This is a genomic window from Hydrogenovibrio marinus (assembly GCF_013340845.1).
GTDB classification, from domain to species: domain Bacteria; phylum Pseudomonadota; class Gammaproteobacteria; order Thiomicrospirales; family Thiomicrospiraceae; genus Hydrogenovibrio; species Hydrogenovibrio marinus.
Map to the genome: position 1 here is coordinate 2,418,851 of NZ_AP020335.1, position 25,938 is coordinate 2,444,788.

At 43.4% G+C, this 25,938-nt stretch carries 30 protein-coding genes; 13 read left to right on the forward strand and 17 right to left on the reverse strand.

The window, feature by feature from the left end; all coding sequences use genetic code 11:
* Window positions 1–52 precede the first annotated feature (52 nt).
* The 9 genes from kdsB to HVMH_RS11470 all read left to right on the forward strand — a co-directional run bounded on the left by kdsB (window position 53) and on the right by HVMH_RS11470 (window position 9,314).
* Entirely contained in the window at window positions 53–799 is a 747-nt protein-coding gene (gene kdsB / locus HVMH_RS11430) for a 3-deoxy-manno-octulosonate cytidylyltransferase (protein WP_029911733.1), read from the forward strand.
* Window positions 800–824: 25 nt separating this feature from the next.
* Window positions 825–2,066 (forward strand): 3-deoxy-D-manno-octulosonic acid transferase, encoded by a 1,242-nt coding sequence (locus HVMH_RS11435; protein WP_029911731.1) that lies wholly within the window; start codon window positions 825–827, stop codon window positions 2,064–2,066.
* Between the two features lie 129 nt (window positions 2,067–2,195).
* The gene (gene rpoZ, locus HVMH_RS11440) at window positions 2,196–2,420 is read left to right on the forward strand and encodes a DNA-directed RNA polymerase subunit omega (protein WP_024852100.1); all 225 of its coding nucleotides are present in this window, start codon (window positions 2,196–2,198) and stop codon (window positions 2,418–2,420) included.
* Window positions 2,421–2,443: 23 nt separating this feature from the next.
* Window positions 2,444–4,603: a RelA/SpoT family protein gene (locus HVMH_RS11445; protein ID WP_029911728.1), complete on the forward strand. Its 2,160-nt coding sequence runs from the start codon at window positions 2,444–2,446 to the stop codon at window positions 4,601–4,603.
* 123 nt (window positions 4,604–4,726) lie between these two features.
* On the forward strand, window positions 4,727–5,113 hold the full coding sequence (locus tag HVMH_RS11450; RefSeq protein ID WP_029911727.1) for a SpoIIAA family protein: 387 nt from the start codon (window positions 4,727–4,729) through the stop codon (window positions 5,111–5,113).
* Between the two features lie 120 nt (window positions 5,114–5,233).
* On the forward strand, window positions 5,234–5,620 hold the full coding sequence (locus HVMH_RS11455; protein ID WP_029911724.1) for a RidA family protein: 387 nt from the start codon (window positions 5,234–5,236) through the stop codon (window positions 5,618–5,620).
* A gap of 17 nt (window positions 5,621–5,637) precedes the next feature.
* Window positions 5,638–6,549 carry a TraB/GumN family protein gene (locus HVMH_RS11460; RefSeq protein WP_051623080.1) on the forward strand — a complete coding sequence of 304 codons (912 nt, stop codon included), beginning with the start codon at window positions 5,638–5,640 and terminating at the stop codon, window positions 6,547–6,549.
* 93 nt (window positions 6,550–6,642) lie between these two features.
* Window positions 6,643–8,736 carry an ATP-dependent DNA helicase RecG gene (recG, locus tag HVMH_RS11465; protein ID WP_029911710.1) on the forward strand — a complete coding sequence of 698 codons (2,094 nt, stop codon included), beginning with the start codon at window positions 6,643–6,645 and terminating at the stop codon, window positions 8,734–8,736.
* Between the two features lie 5 nt (window positions 8,737–8,741).
* Window positions 8,742–9,314: a chorismate--pyruvate lyase family protein gene (locus HVMH_RS11470; RefSeq protein ID WP_081822744.1), complete on the forward strand. Its 573-nt coding sequence runs from the start codon at window positions 8,742–8,744 to the stop codon at window positions 9,312–9,314.
* On the opposite strand, the gene HVMH_RS11475 is transcribed toward HVMH_RS11470, so the two are convergent.
* Window positions 9,311–10,021: a hypothetical protein gene (locus HVMH_RS11475; RefSeq protein WP_029911705.1), complete on the reverse strand. Its 711-nt coding sequence runs from the start codon at window positions 10,019–10,021 to the stop codon at window positions 9,311–9,313. The genes HVMH_RS11470 and HVMH_RS11475 overlap by 4 nt on opposite strands.
* Before the next feature lie 2 nt (window positions 10,022–10,023).
* Entirely contained in the window at window positions 10,024–10,596 is a 573-nt protein-coding gene (locus HVMH_RS11480) for an RNA polymerase sigma factor (protein WP_051623079.1), read from the reverse strand.
* A 219-nt stretch (window positions 10,597–10,815) separates the two neighbouring features.
* On the opposite strand from HVMH_RS11480, the gene HVMH_RS11485 reads away from it, so the two are divergent.
* The 3 genes from HVMH_RS11485 (at window position 10,816) to HVMH_RS11495 (ending at window position 13,192) form a co-directional block, all read left to right on the forward strand.
* Window positions 10,816–11,274, forward strand: a complete 459-nt coding sequence (locus HVMH_RS11485) for a DsrE family protein (protein ID WP_051623078.1) — start codon at window positions 10,816–10,818, stop codon at window positions 11,272–11,274.
* Window positions 11,275–11,315: 41 nt separating this feature from the next.
* Entirely contained in the window at window positions 11,316–11,795 is a 480-nt protein-coding gene (locus tag HVMH_RS11490) for a DsrE family protein (protein WP_051623243.1), read from the forward strand.
* Between the two features lie 98 nt (window positions 11,796–11,893).
* Window positions 11,894–13,192, forward strand: a complete 1,299-nt coding sequence (locus HVMH_RS11495) for a porin family protein (protein ID WP_029911694.1) — start codon at window positions 11,894–11,896, stop codon at window positions 13,190–13,192.
* A 68-nt stretch (window positions 13,193–13,260) separates the two neighbouring features.
* Here HVMH_RS11495 and HVMH_RS11500 read toward each other — a convergent pair whose 3' ends face one another.
* Window positions 13,261–14,334 (reverse strand): hypothetical protein, encoded by a 1,074-nt coding sequence (locus HVMH_RS11500; RefSeq protein ID WP_155837681.1) that lies wholly within the window; start codon window positions 14,332–14,334, stop codon window positions 13,261–13,263.
* A 73-nt stretch (window positions 14,335–14,407) separates the two neighbouring features.
* Between HVMH_RS11500 and HVMH_RS11505 the strand changes: the two genes are divergently transcribed.
* Window positions 14,408–14,905 (forward strand): hypothetical protein, encoded by a 498-nt coding sequence (locus tag HVMH_RS11505; RefSeq protein WP_155837680.1) that lies wholly within the window; start codon window positions 14,408–14,410, stop codon window positions 14,903–14,905.
* A 14-nt stretch (window positions 14,906–14,919) separates the two neighbouring features.
* Here HVMH_RS11505 and ubiA read toward each other — a convergent pair whose 3' ends face one another.
* The 14 genes from ubiA to HVMH_RS11575 form a co-directional block, all read right to left on the reverse strand.
* On the reverse strand, window positions 14,920–15,783 hold the full coding sequence (gene ubiA / locus HVMH_RS11510; RefSeq protein WP_029911686.1) for a 4-hydroxybenzoate octaprenyltransferase: 864 nt from the start codon (window positions 15,781–15,783) through the stop codon (window positions 14,920–14,922).
* A gap of 2 nt (window positions 15,784–15,785) precedes the next feature.
* Entirely contained in the window at window positions 15,786–16,055 is a 270-nt protein-coding gene (locus HVMH_RS11515; RefSeq protein WP_029911684.1) for a hypothetical protein, read from the reverse strand.
* A gap of 42 nt (window positions 16,056–16,097) precedes the next feature.
* Window positions 16,098–17,471 (reverse strand): bifunctional UDP-N-acetylglucosamine diphosphorylase/glucosamine-1-phosphate N-acetyltransferase GlmU, encoded by a 1,374-nt coding sequence (gene glmU / locus HVMH_RS11520; RefSeq protein ID WP_029911680.1) that lies wholly within the window; start codon window positions 17,469–17,471, stop codon window positions 16,098–16,100.
* A gap of 121 nt (window positions 17,472–17,592) precedes the next feature.
* Window positions 17,593–18,027, reverse strand: coding sequence for a F0F1 ATP synthase subunit epsilon (locus tag HVMH_RS11525; RefSeq protein ID WP_029911677.1), 435 nt, complete (start codon window positions 18,025–18,027; stop codon window positions 17,593–17,595).
* Window positions 18,028–18,033: 6 nt separating this feature from the next.
* Window positions 18,034–19,416, reverse strand: coding sequence for a F0F1 ATP synthase subunit beta (gene atpD, locus HVMH_RS11530; RefSeq protein WP_029911674.1), 1,383 nt, complete (start codon window positions 19,414–19,416; stop codon window positions 18,034–18,036).
* 29 nt (window positions 19,417–19,445) lie between these two features.
* Window positions 19,446–20,306 carry a F0F1 ATP synthase subunit gamma gene (gene atpG, locus HVMH_RS11535; protein WP_029911672.1) on the reverse strand — a complete coding sequence of 287 codons (861 nt, stop codon included), beginning with the start codon at window positions 20,304–20,306 and terminating at the stop codon, window positions 19,446–19,448.
* Window positions 20,307–20,318: 12 nt separating this feature from the next.
* Entirely contained in the window at window positions 20,319–21,860 is a 1,542-nt protein-coding gene (gene atpA, locus HVMH_RS11540; protein ID WP_029911669.1) for a F0F1 ATP synthase subunit alpha, read from the reverse strand.
* A 15-nt stretch (window positions 21,861–21,875) separates the two neighbouring features.
* On the reverse strand, window positions 21,876–22,412 hold the full coding sequence (locus HVMH_RS11545) for a F0F1 ATP synthase subunit delta (protein ID WP_029911666.1): 537 nt from the start codon (window positions 22,410–22,412) through the stop codon (window positions 21,876–21,878).
* A 9-nt stretch (window positions 22,413–22,421) separates the two neighbouring features.
* Entirely contained in the window at window positions 22,422–22,892 is a 471-nt protein-coding gene (locus HVMH_RS11550; protein WP_029911663.1) for a F0F1 ATP synthase subunit B, read from the reverse strand.
* Window positions 22,893–22,946: 54 nt separating this feature from the next.
* Entirely contained in the window at window positions 22,947–23,231 is a 285-nt protein-coding gene (gene atpE, locus HVMH_RS11555; protein ID WP_024852123.1) for a F0F1 ATP synthase subunit C, read from the reverse strand.
* Between the two features lie 132 nt (window positions 23,232–23,363).
* Window positions 23,364–24,179 (reverse strand): F0F1 ATP synthase subunit A, encoded by an 816-nt coding sequence (gene atpB, locus HVMH_RS11560; protein WP_081822741.1) that lies wholly within the window; start codon window positions 24,177–24,179, stop codon window positions 23,364–23,366.
* A gap of 11 nt (window positions 24,180–24,190) precedes the next feature.
* Entirely contained in the window at window positions 24,191–24,526 is a 336-nt protein-coding gene (locus tag HVMH_RS11565) for an ATP synthase subunit I (protein WP_232087839.1), read from the reverse strand.
* Between the two features lie 19 nt (window positions 24,527–24,545).
* Window positions 24,546–24,857: an AtpZ/AtpI family protein gene (locus tag HVMH_RS11570; protein ID WP_029911652.1), complete on the reverse strand. Its 312-nt coding sequence runs from the start codon at window positions 24,855–24,857 to the stop codon at window positions 24,546–24,548.
* 214 nt (window positions 24,858–25,071) lie between these two features.
* Entirely contained in the window at window positions 25,072–25,935 is an 864-nt protein-coding gene (locus HVMH_RS11575) for a ParB/RepB/Spo0J family partition protein (protein ID WP_029911649.1), read from the reverse strand.
* Window positions 25,936–25,938: the final 3 nt, after the last annotated feature.

A 25,938-nucleotide genomic window follows, 5' to 3' on the forward strand; every position in this document is an offset into this window, starting at 1 on the left:
GCTTCTAAACGAATGTGTTAAAAATTAAAACTTTTCAATAAAAGAACTCAATATGAAAACCTATGTATTTATCCCAGCACGTTATGGTTCTTCCCGTTTACCAGGCAAACCACTCAAACTGATCAACGGCAATCCGATGATTCAGCATGTCTTCGAGCGCATTTCCAAGGCACAAGGCATTGAAGCGGTTTATGTCGCAACCGATGATGACCGCATCAAAGCAGCCGTAGAAGATTTCGGCGGCAAAGTCATTATGACCCCTCCGGAAGCGGAATCAGGAACAGACCGCATTGCTCAGGCAGCAGCACAGCTACAGCTTCAACCAGATGATTTGATTGTGAATGTGCAGGGTGACCAACCACTGGTGCACTCGGAGTCGATTGAAGCGGTTATCTCACCATTCATGGACAGCAACTATGATGGCAGCTTTGAAATGTCTACCCTGTCTTTCAAAATCGTCAATGAAGCGGAAATCACTAGCCCTAAAGACGTTAAGCTCGTCACAGATGTGAACGGTTTTGCACTTTATTTCTCACGCGCAACCATTCCTCATGGTAGAGATTATTGGGATCATGATTCCTTTAAACATTTGGGGGTCTATGCCTATACCAAGCGTTTTGTAGATGCTTTTAACCAGCTGCCAATGGGGCGCTTGGAAAACATTGAGAAGCTGGAACAACTGCGCGCATTAGAGTTTGGCCACAAAATCAAAGTGGTGGAAAGCCTTTGGGATTCTCCAGAAGTGGATGTTCCTGGTGACATTGAAATCATGGAAGCCTTGCTGAACGCAGGACACTAACCCTCCAAAACCCAATGGGCTGATTATGCTGATTTATCAATTACTGATTCGCTTGCTAAGCCCATTGGCACTGTTCCTCATTATTTCAGACGCCATCAAGAAACATGGCGGATGGATTTTCTTTCTTCAACGCTTAGGCTTCGGCTACAAAAAACCAGAACACCGCTCATCGTCCATTTGGATTCATTGCGCCTCGGTAGGAGAAGTCAAAGCAGCGGAACCTTTAATTCGCAGCTTACAACCAGAAGCAGAGATTCTGCTAACCACAAACACACCAACGGGCTATGCACTCATTCAGACCCTGTTCAAGCAAAACGTTTCCTACGCTTATTGTCCACTAGATTACCCTTATGCAATTCGACGTTTTCTCAGAACTTATGCGCCCGAAAAACTTTGGGTGATTGAGACAGAAATCTGGCCAAACCTTTATCGCCTTGCACATAAAAATGGTATTGAAATCAGCATATTGAATGCCCGCTTATCCAAAAAAACTCTCAACAGTCCTGAATGGCTAAAACAGTCATACGAGAAAACCCTGTCACTGGTAACGCATTTATTGGTGAGAAACGATCAAGAAGCCAAGCATTTTCAACAGTTGCATGCACCGGAAAAAGCCATTCGAGTCGTTGGTAACCTTAAATTTGCAGCCATTGCCAAAACGGTAAAAACAGAGTGTCCAGTTGACCGACCTTATGTTTTATTGGCTTCCAGTCACGATAATGAAGAAGCTGAAATCACCCAACGCTGGTTAGCACTACAAAGACCCGAATTATTAGTTATCGTGCCAAGGCACCCGAAAAGAGCAATTCAAATAGTCAACTCATTGCCTCTGAACAGAAACCAAATCAGTGTCCACAGTTTGGGTGAAAATATTCATGCAACGACTTTGGTTTACATTGATGACCGCATTGGCGCGCTTACCCCTTTTTACTGCCATGCTAAATTGGTAGTGATGGGCGGCGCTTTTGTTCCCAAAGGCGGACACAATGTATTGGAGCCAGCTGCCTGCGGTGTGCCTATTTTGACCGGGCCAGACATGTCTGATTTTGAAGCAGAATCCGAACTACTCAGGAAACATAATGCGTTGCTGCAATGCCCAGACTATGACGCCCTATTTTCCGAAATTAATAGAATCATTGATGCGGATAACGAGCGTAAAAAAATGGGCGATGCTGCCAAACAAGCGCTACAAGATCAAACACATGTATTGGAAGATTATTTGCAAATTCTGGCACCAAAACTTTCTTTGCACCCGGCAAAAGAATAAAATAAACCATAAAAGTCACGACTTGTGTCGTTATCACATATACAATTCTCTTCAAATTCGTTAAAATAATAGTTTACGCAAAAATTTGCGGTTAAAGAATTCCATCAGGCACAGAATAAAGGCAACAAAATGGCTCGTGTAACAGTAGAAGACTGCTTAGACCAAGTTGAAAATCGTTTTGAATTGGTTATCTTGGGTGCAAAACGCGCTCGTCAACTTTCTAACGGTGCAGAACCGACTTTAGAGTGGGATAAAGACAAGCCTACCGTCATGGCACTTCGCGAACTAGCGGAAAACACCATTGACAAAGATGTGGTTATGTCTGATCCAGATACCCCTCCTTACTTCGGTTAATCGGACCTCTTCAGCTCTCTCCAATGCCAACACCAACCAGCATCGATGGTTTACTAGAAAAGGCGTCGCTTTACCTTAGCAAAAGGCAAGTAAAGCAAATTCAAGCAGCGTTTGAATTTGGAGCTGAAGCCCATCAAGGGCAAACTCGAAAGTCCGGCGGGGATTACATCTGGCATCCAGTCGCGGTTGCTGAAATTCTTGCCGAAATCCAACTTGATTGCGAAAGTCTCATCGCAGCAATTCTTCACGATGTTGTAGAAGACACTCCCTTTACCAAAGACGATATTGAACAAAGATTCGGTCATAATGTTGCCGAAATTGTCGATGGTGTGACCAAACTCGGAAAGCTCGAATTCGACAACCCTCAGGAAGCACAAGCCGAAAACTTCCGGAAAATGATTCTTGCGATGTCGCGAGACATACGCGTCATTCTGATCAAACTCGCTGATCGCCTGCACAACATGCGAACCCTTGGCGTCATGCGCCCGGAAAAGCAACGACGTATCGCCCGAGAAACTCTGGAAATTTTTGCGCCAATTGCTGCCAGATTGGGGATTAACGCCTTCCGTATTGAACTGGAAGACTTGGGCTTTAAGGCCATGTATCCAAACCGCTACTCGGTACTGGAACGTGCAGTGAAGAAAGCGCGAGGCAACCGAAATGAAGTTGTTAACCAGATTAGTGAAGCTATCACCAACCGTCTTGTTGACGATAAGATTCCTGCACAGGTCGTCGGGCGTGAAAAGCATTTGTACAGCCTGTACAAAAAGATGAAATATAAAAATCTTAGCTTTGATGAAATTTTGGATATTTTCGCTTTCCGCGTAGTGGTGAACAGCGTAGACGAATGCTACCGTGTACTGGGTAGTGTCCACTCGCTTTATAAGCCTTTCCCGGGTCGTTTCAAAGACTATATCGCCATTCCAAAATCTAATGGATATCAGTCATTGCACACGGTGCTGTTTGGGCCTTACGGCGCCTATATCGAAGTTCAGATTCGTACCAAGGAAATGCACGAAGTCTCTGAGCATGGCATTGCCGCCCACTGGATTTACAAAAACGATCAAACTGAAGAAGGTCAAGCCACGAACCATCGCCTAAACGCCGTAGAAATCCGAGCACAGGAATGGGTGAAAAACCTGTTGGAAATCCAGCAAAGCGCGGGGAACTCTCTCGATTTCTTGGAAAACGTGAAAATCGACCTATTCCCGAATGTCATCTATGTATTTACACCAAAAGGCGAGATCGTCACACTACCTGCTGGCTCTACTGCCGTTGACTTTGCTTACGCCGTGCATACCAGCGTCGGACACTCGACTGTCGGCTGTCGTGTCGATAAAAAACTGGTACCTTTGAGAACTCACTTAGAAAGCGGGCAAACCGTTGAAATCTTGAGAAGCCAAGAACAACAACCTAACCCTGCATGGCTGCATTTTGTCACCACGGCGAAAGCACGCTCTCAAATTCGCCACTTCCTCAAAACGCAGCAAACAGAGTCTGCCGCGAGCCTTGGAAAACGCTTACTGACAAAAGCCATACGCAGCTTCAATATGTCTTATCAAGAGCTAACAGAAGAAATTCAACAAAAAGTAGTCGAAGAGCTTAAGCTCAATAGTTGGGATCATCTGTTGGAAGAAATCGGTTTAGGGCAACGACTGGCTAATCTGGTTGCCAAACAAATCCATGACCTGTTACTGGGTACCGAAGACTCGATCTTCCACTATCAAGGGAAAATCGATCCGGCAATGCCATTGGTTATTTCCGGAACAGAAGGGATGGTCGTCAATTACGCCAACTGTTGTCACCCGATTCCAGGAGACGACATTCTTGGCTTTATCAGCGCCGAAAAAGGGCTGGTGATTCACCGCCAAGAGTGCCCTAACGTCAAAAACTTCAAAAACCATCCAGAGAAGTGGCTTGACGTTCATTGGGAAGAAAACATCACCCAAACATTCAATGTTGAATTACAGATTGAAGTACTGAACGGACGCGGCGCCTTGGCGACCGTTGCCAGCAAGATCGCTGAAATGAAAACCGATATCGACCGCGTGCGCTCCGAGGATAAAGACGAAACCTACAGCTTGATGAATATCGTCATTCGCGTCCGCACGCGTAAGCATTTGGCTGATATCATGCGTAAATTAAAACGCCTGCCAATCGTCGAAAAGATTCATCGAATTTAACTCTTCCGTATTCAAAACGTCATTTTTCATTCATTTTTATTGGCTTGAAGCTAAAAACTGCTGTCTTCTATAATAAAACCTCCTGTTTTATCACCACCGGAACTTTGTTCAAAGGAGACCATGATGACAACAGAAATTCACGGACTTTCAGTCGGCATTGCCAGAATCGACAATCAGTTTTTCATGACCTTGACTGCCAAAGGAAAACTGACTCACGAAGATTATCAACTTATCACTCCGATGCTGAATCATGCTATTGAAGGCATAGAACAGCCGAAAATCAATCTTTTTGTTGACGCGACCGAGTTGCGAGGCTGGGAGTTGCACGCCGCTTGGGATGATTTCAATCTGGGCATGACGCATGGCAAGTCTTTTGAAAAGATCGCCATCTATGGCAACAAGAAATGGCAGGAATGGGCGGCTAAAATCGGCTCTTGGTTTATTGGCGGAGAAGCCAAATTTTTTGAAGACAAAGATGTCGCCCTTCAGTGGCTACATGACACCGATTAATACAACCAGAGATTAAACCCAAAGAAGGTCGCACTACCCAACCTGGCAGATTTTCGCTAGAATGAATACCTTATAAATACCACTCAAACCAGTGGTGTGACGATTGATAAAGGACATTTCATGAAAGAAGTTATTGCAACCGATCAAGCACCTCAGGCTATCGGCACCTATTCTCAAGCAGTTCGTACCGGTTCTACTGTTTATCTATCCGGGCAAATTGCACTGATTCCAGAAACCATGGAACTCAAAGAAGGGGATATTTCAGAACGCATTCATCAGGTTTTCAAAAATCTAAGTGCTGTTTGTGAAGCCGCTGGGGGCACCTTGCAAGACATCGTCAAACTCAATATCTTCTTAACGGATTTAAGCCACTTCGCGACGGTCAATGAAATCATGGCACAGTATTTTGAGCAACCTTATCCGGCACGTGCTGCCGTTGGCGTTAAAGAGCTTCCAAAAGGTACGGATGTCGAAATGGACGGCGTCATGTACTTGAGCGCCTACTAAACGGTAGCGAGCACTTCGTGAGCTTCCTGCCCAGAATTAACCATCTCTTTATCAAATGGCTACTGTTGGCGTGCCTACTCGGCACCGCCAATAGTGTTTGGGCAAAAGCTTTTGTATGGAAAGTCTCAAAAGACAACCGCGTGATTTACTTAGGCGGGGCCATTCACTTACTCGCTAAATCGGATTATCCACTTCCCAAGGAATATGAGTTCGCTTACCACAGCGCAAAAGCATTGGTTTTCGAAGTCGACCTACGCCAAACTCAAACGCCAAGCTTTCAACAGCACTTATTGATGCAAATGCGCTATCCCTATGGCGAAACGCTACAGCAACATCTTTCTCCCTCGGTATACAAAAAACTGACATCGCAGCTTAAAAACTACGGCGTCGATATCAATAAAATCCGCAATTATCGAGCAAGTTTGATGTCCATGAACCTCACCCTGCTTGAAATGAAACGATTAGGGTTAGCGGGTACCGGCGTTGACAAATACTTTCTTGAAAAAGCGATTCAACACCAAAAACCGATTTTGGCGCTGGAAACGCCCAAACAACATTTGCTCTTTATGAGTTCAATGGGAGAAGGTCATGAAAATGCCATGATTCTTCATACACTCGAAGAAAATACCCACCTTGGTCAAATCATGAGTTCAATGAAGCAGTTTTGGCGTGCTGGTGATGTTGCAGGGTTTGACCGCACCGTACTCAAACCTTTTGAAACGGGCTTTCCATCCATCTACAACTCTATCATTGTTGAGCGTAATCAAAACTGGTTGCCCAAAATCGAATACATGATTCACACGCCTCCCACAGAATTCATCCTAGTCGGCACACTCCACCTTGTCGGTAAACATGGCTTGCTGGAACAACTCAAGCGCAAAGGCTACCAGGTTCAGCAGCTTGATTTCAAACCACCAAAACAATCGTAAAATCTGCCAGATTGGGTTAATCACTCCTCTGCCTGCTAGGTTCTCTACGCCTAAGTTTGGTAGAATGCCAATGTCCTAATTAAAGAAAATCCTATGCTTGCTGAACAAACCCTGACATCCTTAAAAGGTGTTGGTGAAAAACAACTCGAAAAACTCCATCGGCTCGGGCTTCACACAGTTCAGGACTTACTGTTTCATCTTCCGCTACGCTACCAAGATAAAACCAAACTAACACCTTTATCCAACCTCTTCGTTGGTCAAGAAGCGCTTGTAGAAGGCGAAATCATCAGCCAGCACCTTACTCAGAGTCGCAACACCAGTTTACTGGTCAAAATTGTGGATACCGAAGGCAATCTGCTTACCTGCCGTTTCTTTCACTTTCATTACCGTCAGGCGCAACAATTTAAACGAGGACAGATCCTTCGAGCTTATGGTGAAGTTCGTTCTGGGCCAACTGGTTTGGAAATGGTTCACCCAACTTACGAACTCTTTAGCGCAGACAAACCGCCTGCCTTGGAAGATACGCTAACCCCCATTTACCCGACGACAGAAGGGCTAGGGCAACCCTCTTTACTAAAGTTGATGAAGCAAGCTGTTGCTCTTTTGAAACAATATCCATTAGACGAAGGCATTCCTAATGAATTGTTGGACTCGCTCCAACTCCCCGCCATCAATCAAGCACTGCTGACTTTGCACCAGCCACAACCGGAAGATGATCTTTTTCAAATCAAACAATTTGAACATCCTTCCCAAAAGCGCCTGATTTTAGAAGAACTCATGACCTCGCAAATGAGCCTGTTGCTGATGCGTCAATCGGAAAAAAAATATGATGCGCCTGTTTTTGCGGTGGGTAAAAAAAGCCAAGCGCTGCTAGACGACCTCCCTTTTGAACTCACTCAAGCACAGCAACGTGTTCTGAATGAAATTCAACAGGATCTGGCATTGCCACACCCAATGCAGCGTCTTGTTCAAGGAGACGTTGGTTCTGGTAAAACCGTCATCGCCGCACTTGCCGCCATTCAAGCGGCCGAAGCTGGCTATCAGGTCGCTATCATGGCACCTACTGAAATTCTGGCAGAACAACACCGCAATCATTTCATGGAATGGCTAATTCCACTCGGCATTGACATCGCTTGGTTGAATGGCAGAATGAGATCCGCAGAAAAAAGACTGATGCTTGAAAAAGTGTCTTCTGGAACGGCGCAAGCCATTATCGGAACGCATGCACTGTTTCAAGAAAGTGTTGAATTTAATCGCTTGGGCTTGGTGATTATTGATGAACAGCACCGCTTCGGTGTTCATCAACGGCTTGCACTTCATGAAAAGGGCAAAACAGGTAATGCGTCTTCAGACAATGAAAGTCATCCTCATCAACTGATTATGACCGCTACGCCTATCCCCAGAACACTTGCCATGACCGCTTATGGCGACCTTGATTTATCCATTATTGACGAATTACCGCCGGGGAGAAAACCAATTGAAACTGCTGTGCTCAGTAATGCAAAACGCTTTGAAGTGATGGAACATTTGGTGGCTCAATGCCAACAAGGCGTGCAGGCCTATTGGGTGTGCCCTCTAATTGAAGAGTCTGAATTATTGCATGCACAGGCTGCGGAAGTGACCGCGCAGCAATTCAAAGACAATTGGCCGGATTTAAAAGTTGGACTGATTCATGGCCGACTAAAAGGTGAAGAAAAAGCGACAGTAATGAATGCATTCCAACAACATGAGATTGATCTATTGGTCGCCACCACAGTCATTGAAGTTGGGGTTAATGTGCCGAATGCCAGCCTGATGATTATCGAAAATGCTGAGCGCCTTGGATTAGCGCAGCTACATCAGCTTCGAGGACGTGTGGGGCGTGGTTCCAAGCAAAGCCATTGTGTATTACTCTACCAACCACCATTGAGCGAAACAGGCAAAGCCCGCTTAAATATTATGAGAGAGACCAATGACGGCTTTAGAATTGCAGAAGAAGATTTAAGGCTTCGTGGACCAGGAGAAATTTTGGGAACAAGACAAACGGGTGGCATACAATTCCGCATTGCAGATTTAAAACGCGACCAAGACTGGATTGCCACCGCAAAGCATTTGGCGGAAACTTTTTTAGATGGTGCAACCAATGAACAAATCACCGTCTTACAAACCCGCTGGCATGGCGAACGGCTGGCCTACCAGAGAGCCTAGAGTTTATGACATACTCTTCTAAAACCCTCAGCCCTAAGTGGTTTGCAAAACCATTAAAACACAGGATGTTGCTAACCAGAAACTTGGAAGACTGGCTGTTTGATCCATCTTCTCTAACTGCAAAGTTAAGACAAAAGTGTCCTGAACTGTCGGTCACAATCTTGTCGGAAAAATTGGAATATCCACTACCAGACGAGCAACAACGTTTAAAAATGGTAGCTGGAGAAAAGGCGTGGATCAGAATAGTGACGCTTACCTGTGGCGACTTACCGCTGGTTTATGCCAGAACAATCATTCCCAACTTTCAGCCGGGCAACCCATGGTTTTCACTAAAGACATTGGGGCATACGCCATTAGGGCATGTTTTGTTCGCAAAGGATATCAAAAACCATTATTCCCGTTCAGAATTCGAATGCCAAAACCAACGAAAAATATGGCCTTACCTTGATACCAAGGCCGTTTTTAGTTCGAAAAAAGGGAATAGATTAGCTTCGAGACGTTGCGAATTCTCTAAAAAAGGGAATTCGCTTTTATTAACTGAGGTGTTTTTACCCAACAGCTTACCGCTATTTGATTAAAACTTATGGTAGCTCCATCCGTGCTGCATTTTATCGACGATTTCGTCAACTGCGGTACGGTCTGACTCAACATTTGAAATCAGCTTAACTGGATGCCCTGAATCAGCACGACGTTCTAAAGCGCGCTTACAGGCAAGCAACTTAAGGTTGTCATATTTTTTCAGCATCTCGATAATTTCAGCTCGATTTTTGTTTTTCTGATCGAACAAGTCGATTCCATGGTCATTTGCGACGATTTCAACCTGGGGCTTTGAAGTCGTTGTAGCTGTTTTTTCCAATAATTCATTTGCGGTTTGTAGCAAGGCTTGTACACGAGCAGGCTTATCTGAATCAATATGTAAAATAACTTTTTTAGGCGCAAAGTTATCCGCCACGAAATTCGACGCCGCATTCGCATCCTGAAGCTGTCCTGTCTGATGAGACACGACAAATCCCAAACCAAATGCCAAGGTCAGCGAAGCAGCAACTGCCCAGCGTGAACCCCAGCCTTTTGAAGATTGAACATCAAGTTCTGGCATAGGTGGAATTTCAACTTTTTGGTAATGCTCCAAAATCTGCTGTTTAATCTTTCTCAGTTCACAGACTTCTTCTTTTAATTCATCATCTAAACGCATCGCCTTTTCAAATGCATTTTTTTCTTTTGAAGAAAGATCTCCATCAATATAGGCATGCAGATTTTGAACAGTAAATTTATCAAGCGCGTTCATGTCTATTTACTCTTCTTAAGACTCACCACATTATGATGATAATGCGGAATATATTTCTCACTTGTTACCAGTTTTTTCAGCTTGTCACGTGCTCTGGAAAGCCTACTCATAACGGTTCCCACTGGTATTTCCATGACCTCTGCCACTTCCTGATAACTGTAGCCTTGCAGGTCAACCAGAATAATAATTTCTCTTTGATCGACAGGTAGACACCCTATCGCATCATGAATATTTTGGATGGTCTGTTTTTTGATATACAGCGCCTCAATGGATTCAGACTGTAACTCTTCCGAAAAGTCATCAACATTGACTTGCTGCCAACGTGAATTATGGCGGCAATTATCATAAAACAGATTATGCATCACTTTGCATAACCATCGATCAATGTTCTCAAAGCTGGTAATGGTTTCTGCTTTTTGTAAAGACTTTAACATGGTGTCCTGCACCAAATCCTGAGCAAGCGAACCATCCTGACACCAAGCAAAAGCTATACGGTACAGGTTCGCATAATGCGACTCCAAAACCGCATGCAGCTTGGTTTGATTACTTTTTTGCTTTATCCAAGTTCTTATCATTTTGATATCTTTAAAAATTTCCTTTTTCCATCTTAGGCAAAAAAAAATCCGAGTACAAGCGATATTTCAAATATAAGAAAATAATGATTTTCTTAAATAAATGACGCTGATTTATCCATAGAAAATTGCAGTGGAACAAAGTGGAATAAACGGCTCTCCCCGCCCGTTATTGCCATGAGTACTCAAAGTTTTAAATTCAACTAGAAGGAAATTGTGGTGATGAAATTTTTAACACGTTCGTTTATTTTGGGCTGGCTATTCAGCTTGCTACTCTCGCCGCTGGCGATGGCTGCTGAACAAGAAGCCCCGCTACCTGATACCTTTGCCGCCCACAAAGTGGTATTGCAAATCAGTGACACCGACCCTTTTAAGCAAACTTTGGTTCTCAATGTTGCTGGCAACCTAATGAAATATTACGGCCCTGAGAATGTTGATATCGAAGTAGTCGCTTTTGGTCCAGGCTTACGTTTAATGATGAAGGGCAATGTAAACACATCTCGCATCAAATCAATGATGAGTGCAGGCGTTCGTTTCAGTGCATGTCAAAACACACTGAATAACTTCGCGAAAAAGCTTGGTTATACCCCAGAAATCATTCAAGGCGTACAGATGGTTCCGGCTGGCGCGGGCAGAATCCTGCAACTGAATGCTGCTGGTTACCAAATCCTTAAACCATAAAAAAAATAATTTAATCTTAGGAGCAAGCAATGTTCAACAAAATGAAATTTTTTAAATTGATGTTTGGATTACTGATTGCCGGCCTAGCAATGTCAGGACAAACTTCTGCAAACGACCGTTATGGTGATCAGAAAGTGGTTTATCACATTAACTATGATGACCCAAAGCACCAAGCAACTGTTTTGCATAACATTCAAAACAACATCAATGCCGTTGGCGCGGATCACATTACTGTCAAAGTGGTTCTACACGGAAATGGATTATCTTTACTGCTACTTCCTAAAGCCTTAAAGACACATCCAAAATTTCGTACCGCAAACGCGACATCTGAAATGCAGCAAAAAATTGACGCTTTAAAAATGCAAGGCGTGCAATTTGATGTTTGTGCCAACACGCTTAAAGGCAAGGCTGTGGACTATAAAAAAGACCTTTACGATGTGGATTCAAAAGATGTTGTCCCAAGCGGAGTTGCTGAGCTTGTTCGCTTACAACAACAAGGCTATGCCTACCTAAGACCTTAACTCATTGCAAGATATCGTCACTAATGTGTTGCTCTGTTTGTAGCAACATCAGGAGAACTTTATCTCAGAAAAAGTAAATTTAAAAAGAGATGATACTTATGAAAACACAATTTATGAAAAAAGTACTTCCACTCGCTCTACTTGCAGCAACAGCTTCGACAACAGCTCATGCTTCCAATTGGTTGATGCTACAAGGAACAGAGCCAACCAACCAGGCACCTCGTGCAAAAGTTTGGGGCTTTGTCCAATTGCAATACCAACAAACTGATGACACCAAATTAAAAGCTGGACCTTACAAAGGGAAATCTGCTGCCTTCAACCAAATTGCACCACAACTGTCTTCATCTAGTAGTTTTAACGTTAAGCGTGCTCGTATTGGGGTGAGAGGAAACAACTTTCCACTAGATCCTAAAATCAACTATTTCCTATTAGCTGAATTCGGTAACAACGGGATTACCACAGGTAAAAATGCTTCTCAAGGTCAGCTGACTGATGCCAGTGTCACCATCAATCATATTCCTGGTGCACGCATTCGTGTTGGTTTATTCAAAACACCTGGCTCTGAAAAAGCCATGCAAGCGATTGGCGTCTACAATTACATCAACTTTACAAATGTGGTTGATCGACTATTACTTGAACGTTTTTTTGACACTTCAACTGCCGATACTCAGCGCAACGGCCCTGTTGGTGCCTTCCGTGATACAGGCGTTGAAGTCTTCGACAGCTTCAACCTAAAAGGCTGGGACACCAGTTATGCCGTGATGATTGGTAACGGCAATGGCTTGGCAAGAGTTGACAACAACAAAGGCAAAGATACTTATCTATATCTTTCTACCGAAAAGGTCTTTGGCAACTCTAAAGGTCCTCGCAGACATGGCTTGAAGTTTTATGCTTGGTCACAAAATGGTAAGCGCACTATCGACAGTACGGAAAAAAATCGTACTCGTTCGGGTCTTGGTACAACTTATTTCGACGGAAAATATCGTTTAGCAGCTGAATATATTACAGCCGAAGGTATGATTTACGGCGGAACCAAGGGCGCTGGACTACCATCTGATGGTGCAACTTTTAGCGTTCAACCTGATCAGGCAGCCAATGGTTACTATGTTGACCTAGGATACCGTGTTGTGCCGAACTTTGAGTTGAACCTTCGTTATGATTACTTGGATAGCGGAACCAAAACCAACGCTAAAACAGGTACCAACAACGATGAAGAAAGACAGTTCACGACAACTACAGTCGGTGCCCAGTACTTCCTAAACAAGAAAACGACATTAATTGCGAACTACGAGATTCGTGATATTAAAGCTCCTGGCGCACCATCAGCAGCACCTGTGCATCAAATCTTGGATTCTCTAGACAATCGTATTGGACTAGAGCTAAGAGTTGTTTTCTAACTTTTATTTTTAATGCTTGTCTCTTAACCCTTTCCTGCTACTTCTATCTCCATTGGTAGCAGGCTTTTTTACTTCTCAAACTTTCTATCATAAAACTGCGCTTCTAGCATAAAGGTAATATTTGGGTCAGCTTGGCGGAAATCCGTATCCTGACTAAAATCCACCCGTGGTTGAATCTCAAAGAATAACCATTTTTTATAAATGCGTTCTCGCCAATTGAACCCAACATGGTATGACGTTAAGTGAGGTCCAACACTTTTGGTATCCCAGTCCCACCCAACATGATAGGCCACTGCTCGGTGCACATTCATCGTCTGATAGAAATAAAATGTCTGATGCAATTCATAGAATTGCTCTTTATCCCACCAAGTTCCCTGCGTTTCGGAACGAAATAAATTCTCTTGGTTAAATTGATAGTCAAAGGTTTGTTTAGACGTCAGTCCAACCCCATCATAACTTTCCCAGAACAGGTCTTGCACCATCCGGCTATAGATTTTATCGCTCAATTGCCATTTATAGGTTCCCTTGATACGTGCATAAGGGTCGGGAGAGATCCCTCTGAAGTTCCAACCAAAGCCAATAAACGATGACGTATAGTCTTTTACTTCCAACATATAACGCAATCCAACTGCTGTTGCCGTATCATTATTAGCGGTTGCCGATGCTGAGGTAGTGCCCGAAATATTCGCATCAGAACTGGAATTTGAATAATCCTGAATAGAATTCTCCGCTGACTGCACAATCATATTCCAGCGCTTGTTGGTTCTTGGCAACGCGACTTTTGCACGAAACTTCACCCTTGTATCGACTTTTCCATTGGCATGGAATGTCAGGGGCGTCATGATATCCAAACGACTACCTTGCGTTCGGTCAAAATCTTCATCCGAACCAAAGAATGCATCAGCAGATTCTCCCAAATCCTCGACGTAACCACCCAACCAGCCCTGAATCTTGTCTAAGTAATTAAATGTCGAGTTCATCAATGGGCTAGAAGTACCCTCAAATAGGTATTGTTTATTATCCGATTGGGAGGAGGCCTTTTTGGTGACGGTATCTGAAGAAGGGGCTGCTGTATTATTTTGCTGATTTGAGGAAATGGATGCCGGTTGCTCACTGCTGTCTCGAGTATCAGTATACGCCAAACAAGAAGGCGACCATATCAGACAAATGCTGAAAAAGGTTATAATGCTTCTAACAAAAACAAACACCTTAACTATGTCCAATCAAATTAAACAAATACAAGCGCATTATCTCCCGATAGAAGACAGAATCCTGCTTAAGATTCACACTGATGATCAACAGGTATTCCATGCATGGTTGACTCGCCGTTATTTAAAATTACTGCTACCTGCGCTACAAGGTCAGCATCCACAAACAGGCGAAACCCTTTTTAGTGAAAACGCGCAAACTGAGGTAGTTCAGCCAGTACCCCTTGATGACAGCCAATTTAATCAGCCATATGAACCACCTGAAGTTGCCGATTTTCCACTAGGCGAAACGCCAATCCTTTTAAGCAAGATTACTTTCAAAGGGTTTGATACTGATGCGCCTCAATTGGCTCTCGAACCAGAAGAAGGATCCGGCATCGCGCTCAGTTACCAACCATCTTTTGTCAAAGCGCTTCTAACGATCATTCAACAATCCGTCGCCAAAGCTGACTGGCAATTTGACAGTTTCATTCATCAAGCGCCTGAAATTGGTACCCTACAGTAGCCAAAGGCTTTTGCTTACCACTTATCGAACACTGTGCCTAAAAGTAGCACCAGCCCAACCCAATGATTGTTTAAAAAAGCATCAAACGCCGCTTTAGGATCGTTTCGAGCCAATAAACGCTGATGGTACATGAATAACCCAAACACTACCAACAAAGCTGCATGATAACCCCCAGCCAGATCAAATAGCTCACCAATCCAAATCAGCAAACCAAACATAATCAACTGGAAGAAGCCAATCCAGAAACGAACATGTTCACCAAACAGGATGGCAGTAGAGCGAATGCCAATCTTTAAATCATCTTCCTTATCGCCTATCGCATAGGCAGTATCATAAATCAGTGCCCAGATCATAATGGTTAGGAAAACAATCCAACTTTGCCAAGGAACGTCATTTTGTACCGCCGCAAAAGCCATTGGAATCGCCCAGGCAAATGCTGCACCTAAAAAGGCTTGAGGCCAGTAGGTATGACGCTTCATGAAAGGATAGAGCATAGCCAGAATCAGTGCGCCAATCGACAGGATAATTGTCAATTTATTCAGTAGTAGCACTAGCCCTAAACTGAGTAAACACAGGGTAACAAAAAAACCTAACGCCTGTTTTTCAGTAATCAGTCCCGCCGCCAATGGACGGTTGCAGGTTCGCTCCACATGACCATCAAAATGGCGATCCGCATAGTCATTGATAATGCATCCGGCCGATCGCATTGCAAATGCGCCAAGAGTAAAAATAATGACAAGGCCAATGGAAGGTAAGTGGTCTGCCGCAAGCACAAGTGCCCACAATGCTGGCCAAAGAACAAGATAAGTACCAATAGGTCGATCCAGTCTCGTCAACTGTATAAAAATCAGCCAGGTTTTCTTAGACAATAAGTGCATTGTTACCACTCAGACAATAGTGCATCTATCAAAGGTTTTGCCTGTGGATTCATTTCTAAGTGCGATGCCTGAACACCTTGGTTTTCAGAGAAATGAAGCCAAACCTCTGCAGCCTTTTCTTCACCTTCAACAGTACATCGCCAATGCATGATATATGCCCAACCGATAAACTCACTTTGACCACCATCTTGGGAAACCATTTCCCACTGATTGTCCTTCATGATGCTTTGAAACAAATCCGCTTGAGACGGAAGGATCTCTCGATAAATCATTACTGCTCCCTTTGTCGTTCAGCTACCCCAACCTGGCAGATTTTATGACTTCTCTTTTTTGATTGGCTTCTGCCAACCTTTAATGGTTAATTGCTTTGATCGTGAAAGCGTTAGTTCTCCAGATGGTGCGGTTTTTGTGATGGTTGAACCTGCTCCGATAGTCGCATCACTCTCAATTTCAACAGGGGCAACCAGTTGTGTATCAGAGCCCACAAATACGTTGTCTCCAATTTTAGTCAAATGCTTGTTAACCCCATCGTAGTTGCAGGTAATGGTTCCTGCACCGATATTACAGTTCTGCCCCATCAACGTATCGCCAACATAACTCAAGTGATTGACCTTTGAACCGTAACCAATAACCGCTTTTTTGGTCTCAACAAAATTGCCAATCTTCACTTTTTCCGCCAAGACAGTCCCTGGTCGAATACGTGCATAAGGTCCAATCACACAGTCTGCACCGATCTCAGCACTGTCTAAATGAGAAAATGCTTCAATCTTTACGCCATCGGATACCGCACAATCCTTAATAATACAATTAGCGCCAATTTTTACGCCACTACCCAGGCTGACCTTACCTTCAAAAACGACATTAACATCAATTTCAACATCTTGCCCAACAACCAATTCTCCGCGAACATCAATCCGTTCAGCATCAATCAGCGTCACGCCTTGTTCCATCAAATCAGCAGCCAATGCACGTTGATATTGACGCTCCAAATCCTGTAATTGTTGTTTGTTGTTAACACCTAGCACTTCCATCAAGCTAGCAGGCTGTGCTGTTTCAACATGAAAACCATCCGACACGCACATAGCAATAATATCCGTTAAATAATATTCGCCCTGAGCATTGTCATTTGAAAGGTTTGAAAGCCATTGTTTAAGCCACTTTCCTTTTGCCGCCATGATGCCGGTGTTGATTTCTTTGATATGCTTCTGTTCGTTTGAGGCATCTTTTTCTTCAACAATCTCGGTTACCTGTTGGCGTTCATTACGAACAATACGTCCGTATCCAGTCGCATCTTCTAGATTTGTCGTCAGCAAAGCTAAGGGGGCCTTGTCATTCAACTGTCCTAACAAACCTTCTAAAGTTTCTTTTCTTGTGAGCGGGACATCACCATATAAAACCAATACATCGTCTTCATCCTGAAAATGATCTACTGCTTGCTGTACGGCATGACCTGTTCCTAGCTGTTGTGGTTGCAAAACAAAGTTCAAGTGCACTGATTGAATGGTTTCTTTTACTTGATCTGCGCCATGACCGATCACAGCCAATATGTTGTCGGCTCTAAGCTTTTCTGAAGTGGCAACGACATGATCCAGTAACGGCTTGCTTGCTAATGGTTGAAGAACTTTGGGGAGTTTTGAGCGCATTCTTGTGCCTTTGCCAGCAGCAAGAATAATAACTTTTAACGGCATAGACTTTCCTGTATAGGAGAATTTCTTAATTAAATGAGCCTATTATACAGAATGCTATGAAAGAGATTTTAACAGGTATAAAAAAAGCGCCAAAAGGCGCTTTTTTCACTTAGATTAACAATTATGCCAACCCAGTTTTATGCAGACGATCACGCAATTTGCTGATAGTCTGAATTTGCGCAACCGCTTCTGCCAATTCCACTTGAGCACGAGCAATATCCGTATCGGATTTTGCTTTGTCCATCGCTTCTTCAGCTCTACGTTTTGCATCTTCAGCCGCAACTTGGTCAAGATCTTCAGCACGAATGGCCGTGTCTGCCAAAATAGTAACAACTGAAGGCTGTATTTCGATAATGCCACCGCTGATGTAAAAGAAATCTTCTTCATCACCGCTAACAACACGAACTTGTCCAGGCTTTAACGGACTTAAAAACTGGGTATGGTGAGGCATAATACCGACCTCACCATTGGCAGCCTGTGCGAAAACCATTTCCGCCTTACCGGAGAAAAGGGATCCTTCTGCACTTACAATATCGACTTGCATTGAGACTGCCATAATCAATTAACCTTCGTATTTTTTAGCTTTCTCTAAAACTTCATCAATATCCCCAGCATACATAAATGCTTGCTCAGGAATATGATCCAACTCACCGGTAAGAATCATTTTGAAACCACGGATTGTGTCTTTTAGAGCTACATAGCGACCATCTTCACCAGTGAAAACTTTCGCTACGAAGTATGGTTGAGAGAAGAAACGTTGCATTTTACGCGCACGCGCTACAACTGCACGATCTTCTTCAGATAGTTCATCCATACCTAGAATCGCGATGATGTCTTTCAACTCTTTATAACGTTGAAGAGTTTGCTGAACACCACGTGCAACATCATAATGCTCTTGACCAACAACTTGTGGGTCTAGCTGACGAGAAGTTGAATCTAGAGGATCGATCGCAGGATAAATACCTGTTTCAGCGATGGCACGGTTCAATACAACAGTCGCGTCCAAATGAGCAAATGTTGTTGCTGGCGCTGGGTCAGTCAAGTCATCCGCAGGAACGTATACAGCTTGGATCGAAGTGATCGAACCAGTTTTAGTTGAAGTAATACGCTCTTGAATCATCCCCATCTCTTCTGCAAGAGTTGGCTGATAACCTACCGCAGACGGCATACGACCTAGTAATGCAGATACTTCCGTACCAGCAAGCGTATAACGGTAGATGTTATCTACGAAGAACAGGATATCACGACCTTCGTCACGGAAGTACTCAGCCATAGTCAAACCAGTCAAAGCAACACGTAGACGGTTACCTGGTGGCTCATTCATCTGACCATAAACTAGAGCAACTTTATCCAATACTCCAGACTCTTCCATTTCATAATAGAAGTCGTTACCTTCACGAGTACGCTCACCTACACCAGCAAATACTGAGTAACCGGAGTGCTCAATCGCGATGTTACGGATCAATTCCATCATGTTAACGGTTTTACCAACACCGGCACCACCAAATAGACCAACTTTACCACCCTTAGCGAATGGGCAGATCAAATCGATAACTTTAACACCTGTCTCAAGCAATTCTTGAGAAGCTGCTAGTTCGTCGAACTTAGGACCACGACGGTGAATTGTGTTTTTCTCTTCTGCGTCAACAGGACCCGCATTATCAATTGGGTTACCTAGAACGTCGAAGATACGACCTAGTGTCGCTTTACCAACTGGTACTGAGATTGGCTCACCAGTATTGGTAACAGCCATACCACGCTTAAGACCATCAGATGAACCCATCGCGATTGCACGAACTTGGTTGTCTCCGATTAGTTGTTGAACTTCAAGCGTCAAGCCTAGTTCTTCAACTTTCAAAGCGTCATAGATCTTTGGTAAATCAGCACCTTTAAACTCGACGTCGATAACCGCGCCGATTACTTGTACTATTTTTCCACTCATAATCTTTAACCTTTTATTGAAATCTTTCAAACTTATACTGCGGATGAACCACTAACAATTTCAGCCAGTTCTTGAGTAATTGCTGCCTGACGTGCTTTGTTGTACGCAAGCTTCAATTCCTTGATCATCTCACCAGCGTTGTCAGTCGCATTTCTCATCGCGATCATACGAGCACCTTGCTCACATGCTGCGTTCTCAACCACCGCACCAAAAACTGTGCCTTCCACATAGCGACGCATTAACAAGTTCAATGCTGCTTTTGCATCAGGTTCATACAGATAATCCCAATGCGTTTCGCTAGGTGCTTCTGATTGAATCGGAATCAATTTTTCAATGGTTGGGTTTTGAGACATGGTGTTTACAAACTCATTTGAAGCTAAATAAACTTCATCGACTTCACCATCTTCAAAACGATCCAAAACCACTTTAATGGTTCCAACTAAATCTTCAAAGTGTGGGGCATCGCCTAAATCCGAAACAGTTGCAACGACATTTCCACCATAAGAGCGGAAGAATGTCTGCGCCTTATTACCGACCAGTGCTAGTTCTACTTCAACCCCAGCTTCTTGCCAGCGTTTTAATGCTGGTAAGGCCTTGCGGAATAAGTTTGAATTTAAACCACCACATAAACCACGATCAGAAGAGATCATGACCAACGCAACGCGCTTCACGTTTTCACGTGCTTGGGTATAAGGGTGCTTATACTCAGGATGTGCACTCGCAACGTGATCAATCACTCTTTTCACTTTTTCAACGTATGGCTTAGTTGCTTCCATGCGAGCTTGCGCTTTACGCATTTTAGAAGCAGCCACCATTTCCATGGCTTTTGTGATTTTCTTGGTATTTGTTACGGAACCAATTTTTGCCCGTATTTCTTTACTACCGCCTGCCATGGACTACCCCTTTTAGTAAACGCCGTTAGCTTTGAAAGCTTCGATACAAGCTTTTACGCCTGCAACGATGTCGTCGTTCCAATCACCTTTAGCATTGATGCTAGCGGCTAGGTCAGCATGTTCGGAGTTCATGAACGCGTGAAGCGCTGCTTCGAAATCCAATACTTTTTCGACTTCTACATCATCAAGGTAGCCTTCATTAGCTGCGTAAAGAGAAGTAGCCATTTCAGCAATAGTCAACGGAGCATATTGCTTTTGCTTCATCAACTCGGTAACGCGCTTACCGCGTTCTAGCTGAGCCTTAGTCGCTGCATCCAAATCAGATGCGAATTGAGCGAATGCCGCCAATTCACGATATTGAGCCAAGTCTAGACGGATACCACCACCCAATTTCTTGATTGCTTTAGTTTGAGCAGCACCACCAACACGGGATACAGACAAACCAGCGTTAACAGCAGGACGGATACCTTGAGAGAACAAACCTGTTTCAAGGAAAATCTGTCCATCTGTAATCGAAATTACGTTGGTAGGTACGAAAGCAGAAACGTCACCTGCTTGAGTTTCAATAATAGGTAGAGCAGTCAAAGAACCAGTCTTACCTTTTACTTCGCCATTAGTGAATTTTTCTACGTATTCAGCGCTTACACGAGCAGCACGCTCTAGCAAACGTGAATGTAGATAGAATACATCACCTGGGAAAGCTTCACGTCCTGGCGGACGACGTAATAGTAGAGATACTTGACGGTAAGCTTGCGCTTGTTTAGTCAAATCATCATAGATGATCAAAGCATCTTCACCACGGTCACGATAGTATTCACCCATCGCACAACCTGCATAAGCAGCCATGTATTGAAGTGCCGCAGGATCTGAAGCGTTAGCTGCAACGATAACAGTGTTATCCATCGCGCCCATTTCTTCCAACTTACGTCTTACGTTGTTAACAGTAGAAGCTTTTTGCCCCATTGCAACGTAAACACACTTAACACCTGTGTTCTTTTGGGAAATGATTGCATCAATCGCGATCGCTGTTTTACCAGTTTGACGGTCACCGATGATCAACTCACGCTGACCACGACCAACTGGAATCATTGAATCGATAGACTTGATACCTGTCATCATTGGTTGATCAACAGATTTACGGTCGATTACACCAGGAGCGATACGCTCGATTGGTGATGTTACTTTAGTGTCGATAGCGCCTTTACCGTCGATTGGACGACCTAGTGCATCAACAACACGACCCATCATTTCTGGTCCAACTGGAACTTCCAGAATACGACCAGTACAAGTCACTTTTTGACCTTCAGAGATGTGTTCGAATTCACCTAATACAACAACACCAACAGAGTCACGCTCAAGGTTAAGCGCCATACCGAAAGTGTTCTCATCGAACTGAACCATCTCACCATACATTACATCTGATACGCCGTGAATAAGTGCGATACCGTCAGCAATGCTAACGACCGTACCTTCACTGCCAGACTCTGCTGCGCCATCAAAACCTTTAATTCGGTCTTTGATCAGGCTGCTAATTTCAGAGGCATTCAATTGCATGTGTGTTCCTCTCCATTATTGGGCGATTGCTGCGCCAAGTTTGTTTAACTGCGATAGTGCTGAGCCGTCAATAGCCCAGTCACCTACGATGATTTTAATGCCGGCGATCAATGAAGAATCTTCTTCGTAAGTAATCTCAACTTCGGCATCAAACTTAGCATTTAAAGCAGCACTTAATTTCTTTTTCTGCTCTACCGTTGCTGCGCGTGCTGAAATAACCGTTGCTCTCACCTTTTTATCTTCGATAGCTTTCATGTCCTCAAACAATTCAGCTACGAAAGGCAATGATTGCAAACGTTTGTTTTCAGTCATCACAGACAGTAAGTTATCTAGCTCTTTATCTGTTTTTCCACCCAAAACCGCGGTGAATACTTCAGATACTTGAGAATCCTGAGTTTCAGGATTCGCCATAAAAGCTTGCATTGTCTCGTCAGAAACAATTGCGGCTAGATTTGCTAGGCTTTCAGACCAAGCATCTAACTTACCTTCTTCCTTCGCTACCGCAAAAACGGCTTCAGCATAGGGTCTAGCAATTGTTATTAATTCTGCCATAGAGTTTCCTTAGATTGATTTTACTAAGGCTTCAAGCATGTCGTTGTGTGCTGCAGCGTTAACTTCTTTCTTAAGAATTTTCTCTGCACCTTCAACCACTAGTCCAGAAACTTCTTTACGAAGCTCTTCTCTAGCACGACTTACTTCTTGCTCTAATTCTGCTTGGGCGGCAGCTTTGATACGGTCAGCTTCTTCAGCAGCTTTTACTTTCGCATCTTCTACGATTTCAGAACCACGTTTTTCAGCTTGACTTAGTACGTTCTGAGCTTGAGATTTAGCATCCTTCAAAATTTCTTTTGCTTTCTGTTCAGCTAATTCAAGCTCATGCTTACCTTTCTCTGCAGCAGAAAGACCATCAGCGATACGCTTTTGACGATCTTCCATTAACTTTGAAAGCGGCCCCCACAGCACTCTGTTCACAAACCAAATCAATAGCGCAAAAGCGATAATTTGGATGAGAAGCGTTGCGTTAATACTCACGGTGGTTACCTCGCCATTCGTTATTAAAAATTATGGGTATAAAAAGTCTTTGGATTATGCACCCAAAGCAGCTTTCATAGCACCAACGAATGGGTTAGCGAACAAGAACCACATAGCGAATGCTAGGATGATGAATGGGAAAGATTCCATCAAACCAGCAAAGATAAACATGTTAGTCATCAAAGCAGGACGCATTTCTGGTTGACGCGCGATACCTTCTAGCGTCTTAGAACAGATTAGACCCCAGCCAATTGCTGAACCTAGACCAGCAGCAGCCAAGATAACACCAACACCAATTGCCGTAGCAGCATAAATGTCCGCAATAAATTGAGCTTCCATTTAGTTTACTCCTTAAAGTTAAAGTTAATAGTTAAATAAAAAGCGGTTTACCTATTGGTTTGACAGGTAGGTTGCTTAAAACCTTTAGAGACTTTAATGTGCAGCCTCTATATTCCTTTCTTGCCTAACTTGTTAATGGTCGTCTTCGTGCGCCATTCCAAGATAAACAATTGTTAGCACCATGAAGATGAAGGCTTGAAGGGTGATGACCAACAAGTGGAAAATCAACCAACCTAAATCTAGCAAAGCTTGTAATGGTGCCCAGAATAAAGCAGCAGCACCTACTGCCAAAGTTCCACCGATCAAAGCGATCAATAGGAATACGAGTTCACCCGCAAACATGTTACCGAACAAACGCAGCGCCAACGATAGTGGCTTAGACACTTCTTCGATAAACGTCATAACGACATTTACAGGAACAAAAAACTTACCGAATGGGTGGAATAGGAACATTTTGATGAAACCAACCACACCTTTTACTTTGATGTTGTAGAACAAAATCAAAACGAATACGGTGAAAGACATTGCTAAAGTTGTGTTCAAATCAGTTGTTGGTACAACTTTCAAGTGAGCATGAGAGTCACCAGTAACGATTTGATACAAATAAGGAAGTAAATCAACAGGGATCAAGTCCATGAAGTTCATCAACCATACCCAAAGGAAGATGGTCAATGCAAGTGGCGCAATCAACGGATTGTGACCAGGGAAAGCATCTCTGACATTGGTCGCAACGAAATCCAAAATACTTTCTACAAAGTTTTGGAATCCACCTGGCGTGCCAGTTTCTAATCTTTTTCCAAGGCGTGCTGCTACAAAAATAATCAACGCACCTAACAATAAGCTTACAACGATAGTGTCTAGGTTAAATGTCCAGAAACCTTCACCAATATGATTATTGGTCAAGTGATGCTGGATATACTCGACAGTACCCATTTTTTCAGTACTCAAGGTCTTTCTCCTTAGTCAGTCAAACGCCGCTTGCCTTTCAAATTGAACATTTGGCCAGCCTGCATTAACACAAAGGTTAAAACGACCGCCATTGGATCAAGTTTCAGGAGCGACAGCCCTAATACAAATAACACAGCTAAAAGAACGAATCTAATAACCGCACTAAGATATAAAATCAGTATTCCACTTTTTGGGTTTTCTGCCGCGCGCTGATTCGCCTTCTGGAAAGTCCACCCCAGAAGAACCACATTCACTAGCCCTATAAACAACCCATAAAGCGCAGAAGCCCAAAGTCCTTTAAAAGCAAAAGCGACCAAAACTACCAGTCCAATCAATCCTTGAATCATCAAAGATTGAGACATGCTCCTATTTTGCATCTTTGCTTTGTTCTTCCACTTTTGAATCACCTGTCTCTTTTAGCTTTTCAGGCAATTCCATTAAATCCATTTTTCCAAGCAGCTTATGAATTTTCATAATGCCGCCGATAAAGCCCAATACACCACAAGCTAGCAAAAACAATGGCGTCGTATTGAACAATTGGTCAAATACATATCCAACCAAGAAACCAGCAACAATCATGCTGGTAAACACTGACCCGGCACCCATCAGCAAAAAATTTAACGCAGGTTTTTGCTTCGAGGAAGAGGTTTCTTCAACTCTTTTTTCTTCTGTTTTCACGTTAAATTTCTAACTCTGTTTGACACATTATTTCAGTGCCAATATCCAAATCAAAACGGCTTGAAATGATAGCTTTTTCTATAACTAAAATCTAGTAGTATTCAAACTATTTTTATGAAGCCACTAGATATAGTTATAACAATGACTCATGACACTAAATATGCTCAAACACACCTTAGTGTCATTAATATCATTTATCTTTTCGCACCTTTGCTTAGCTCAAGTGTTCAAGCAAACGCTGCAACTCTTCCTCGGAAGAGAAGGGTAGCTCGATTTTTCCTTTGCCATTCGCGCCATGATTAATCTTAACCTTGGTCGCCATCTTCTCAGAAATCTGCTCCTGCTTTTCAAGGTAGTGTGCAGCAAGCTGAGGCTTCTTCGCTTTTTTCAAGTTTTTAGGCACCAGAATAGCTTGAACCGCCTGCTCCATATCTCGCACTGTCCAATTCTTGGCGATAGACTTTTGCGCTAACTCCAGCTGCAAATTTTCCGGCAGGGTAATAATAGCTCTAGCATGCCCCATGGTTAAATCGCCATTATGCAACCACTCTTGTACCTTTTCTGGAAGCTTTAACAATCTCAATAGATTGGTCACAGCTGTTCTCGAACGCCCTACAGCATCTGCAACAGCTTGCTGTGTTAGGTCAAATTCTTTCATCAATCGCTTCAGACCAAGTGCGGTTTCAATAGGGTTTAGATCTTCACGCTGGATATTTTCAATCAACGCCATTGCCAGCGTTGCTTGATTGTCAGCTTGACGGATAACAACAGGAACAGACGTTAACCCTGCAATTTTGGCAGCACGCCAGCGGCGCTCACCCGCAATAATTTCGTAGGTATTGTCTTCATCGGACACTTTGACAACAATTGGCTGAACGATACCTTGTAAACGAATTGAATCCGCCAACTCGGATAAAGATTCTTGATCAAATTTATAACGTGGCTGATAAACCCCCGGCTTTAAATGATCAATGGAAACTTTTTCGATGCGTAGGTCCGAAACATTTGATTCCGCTTTTTGCTTAGCGCCGTACAATGCACGAACACCACCTAGTCCCATTCCTCTTTTCTTTGCCATCTT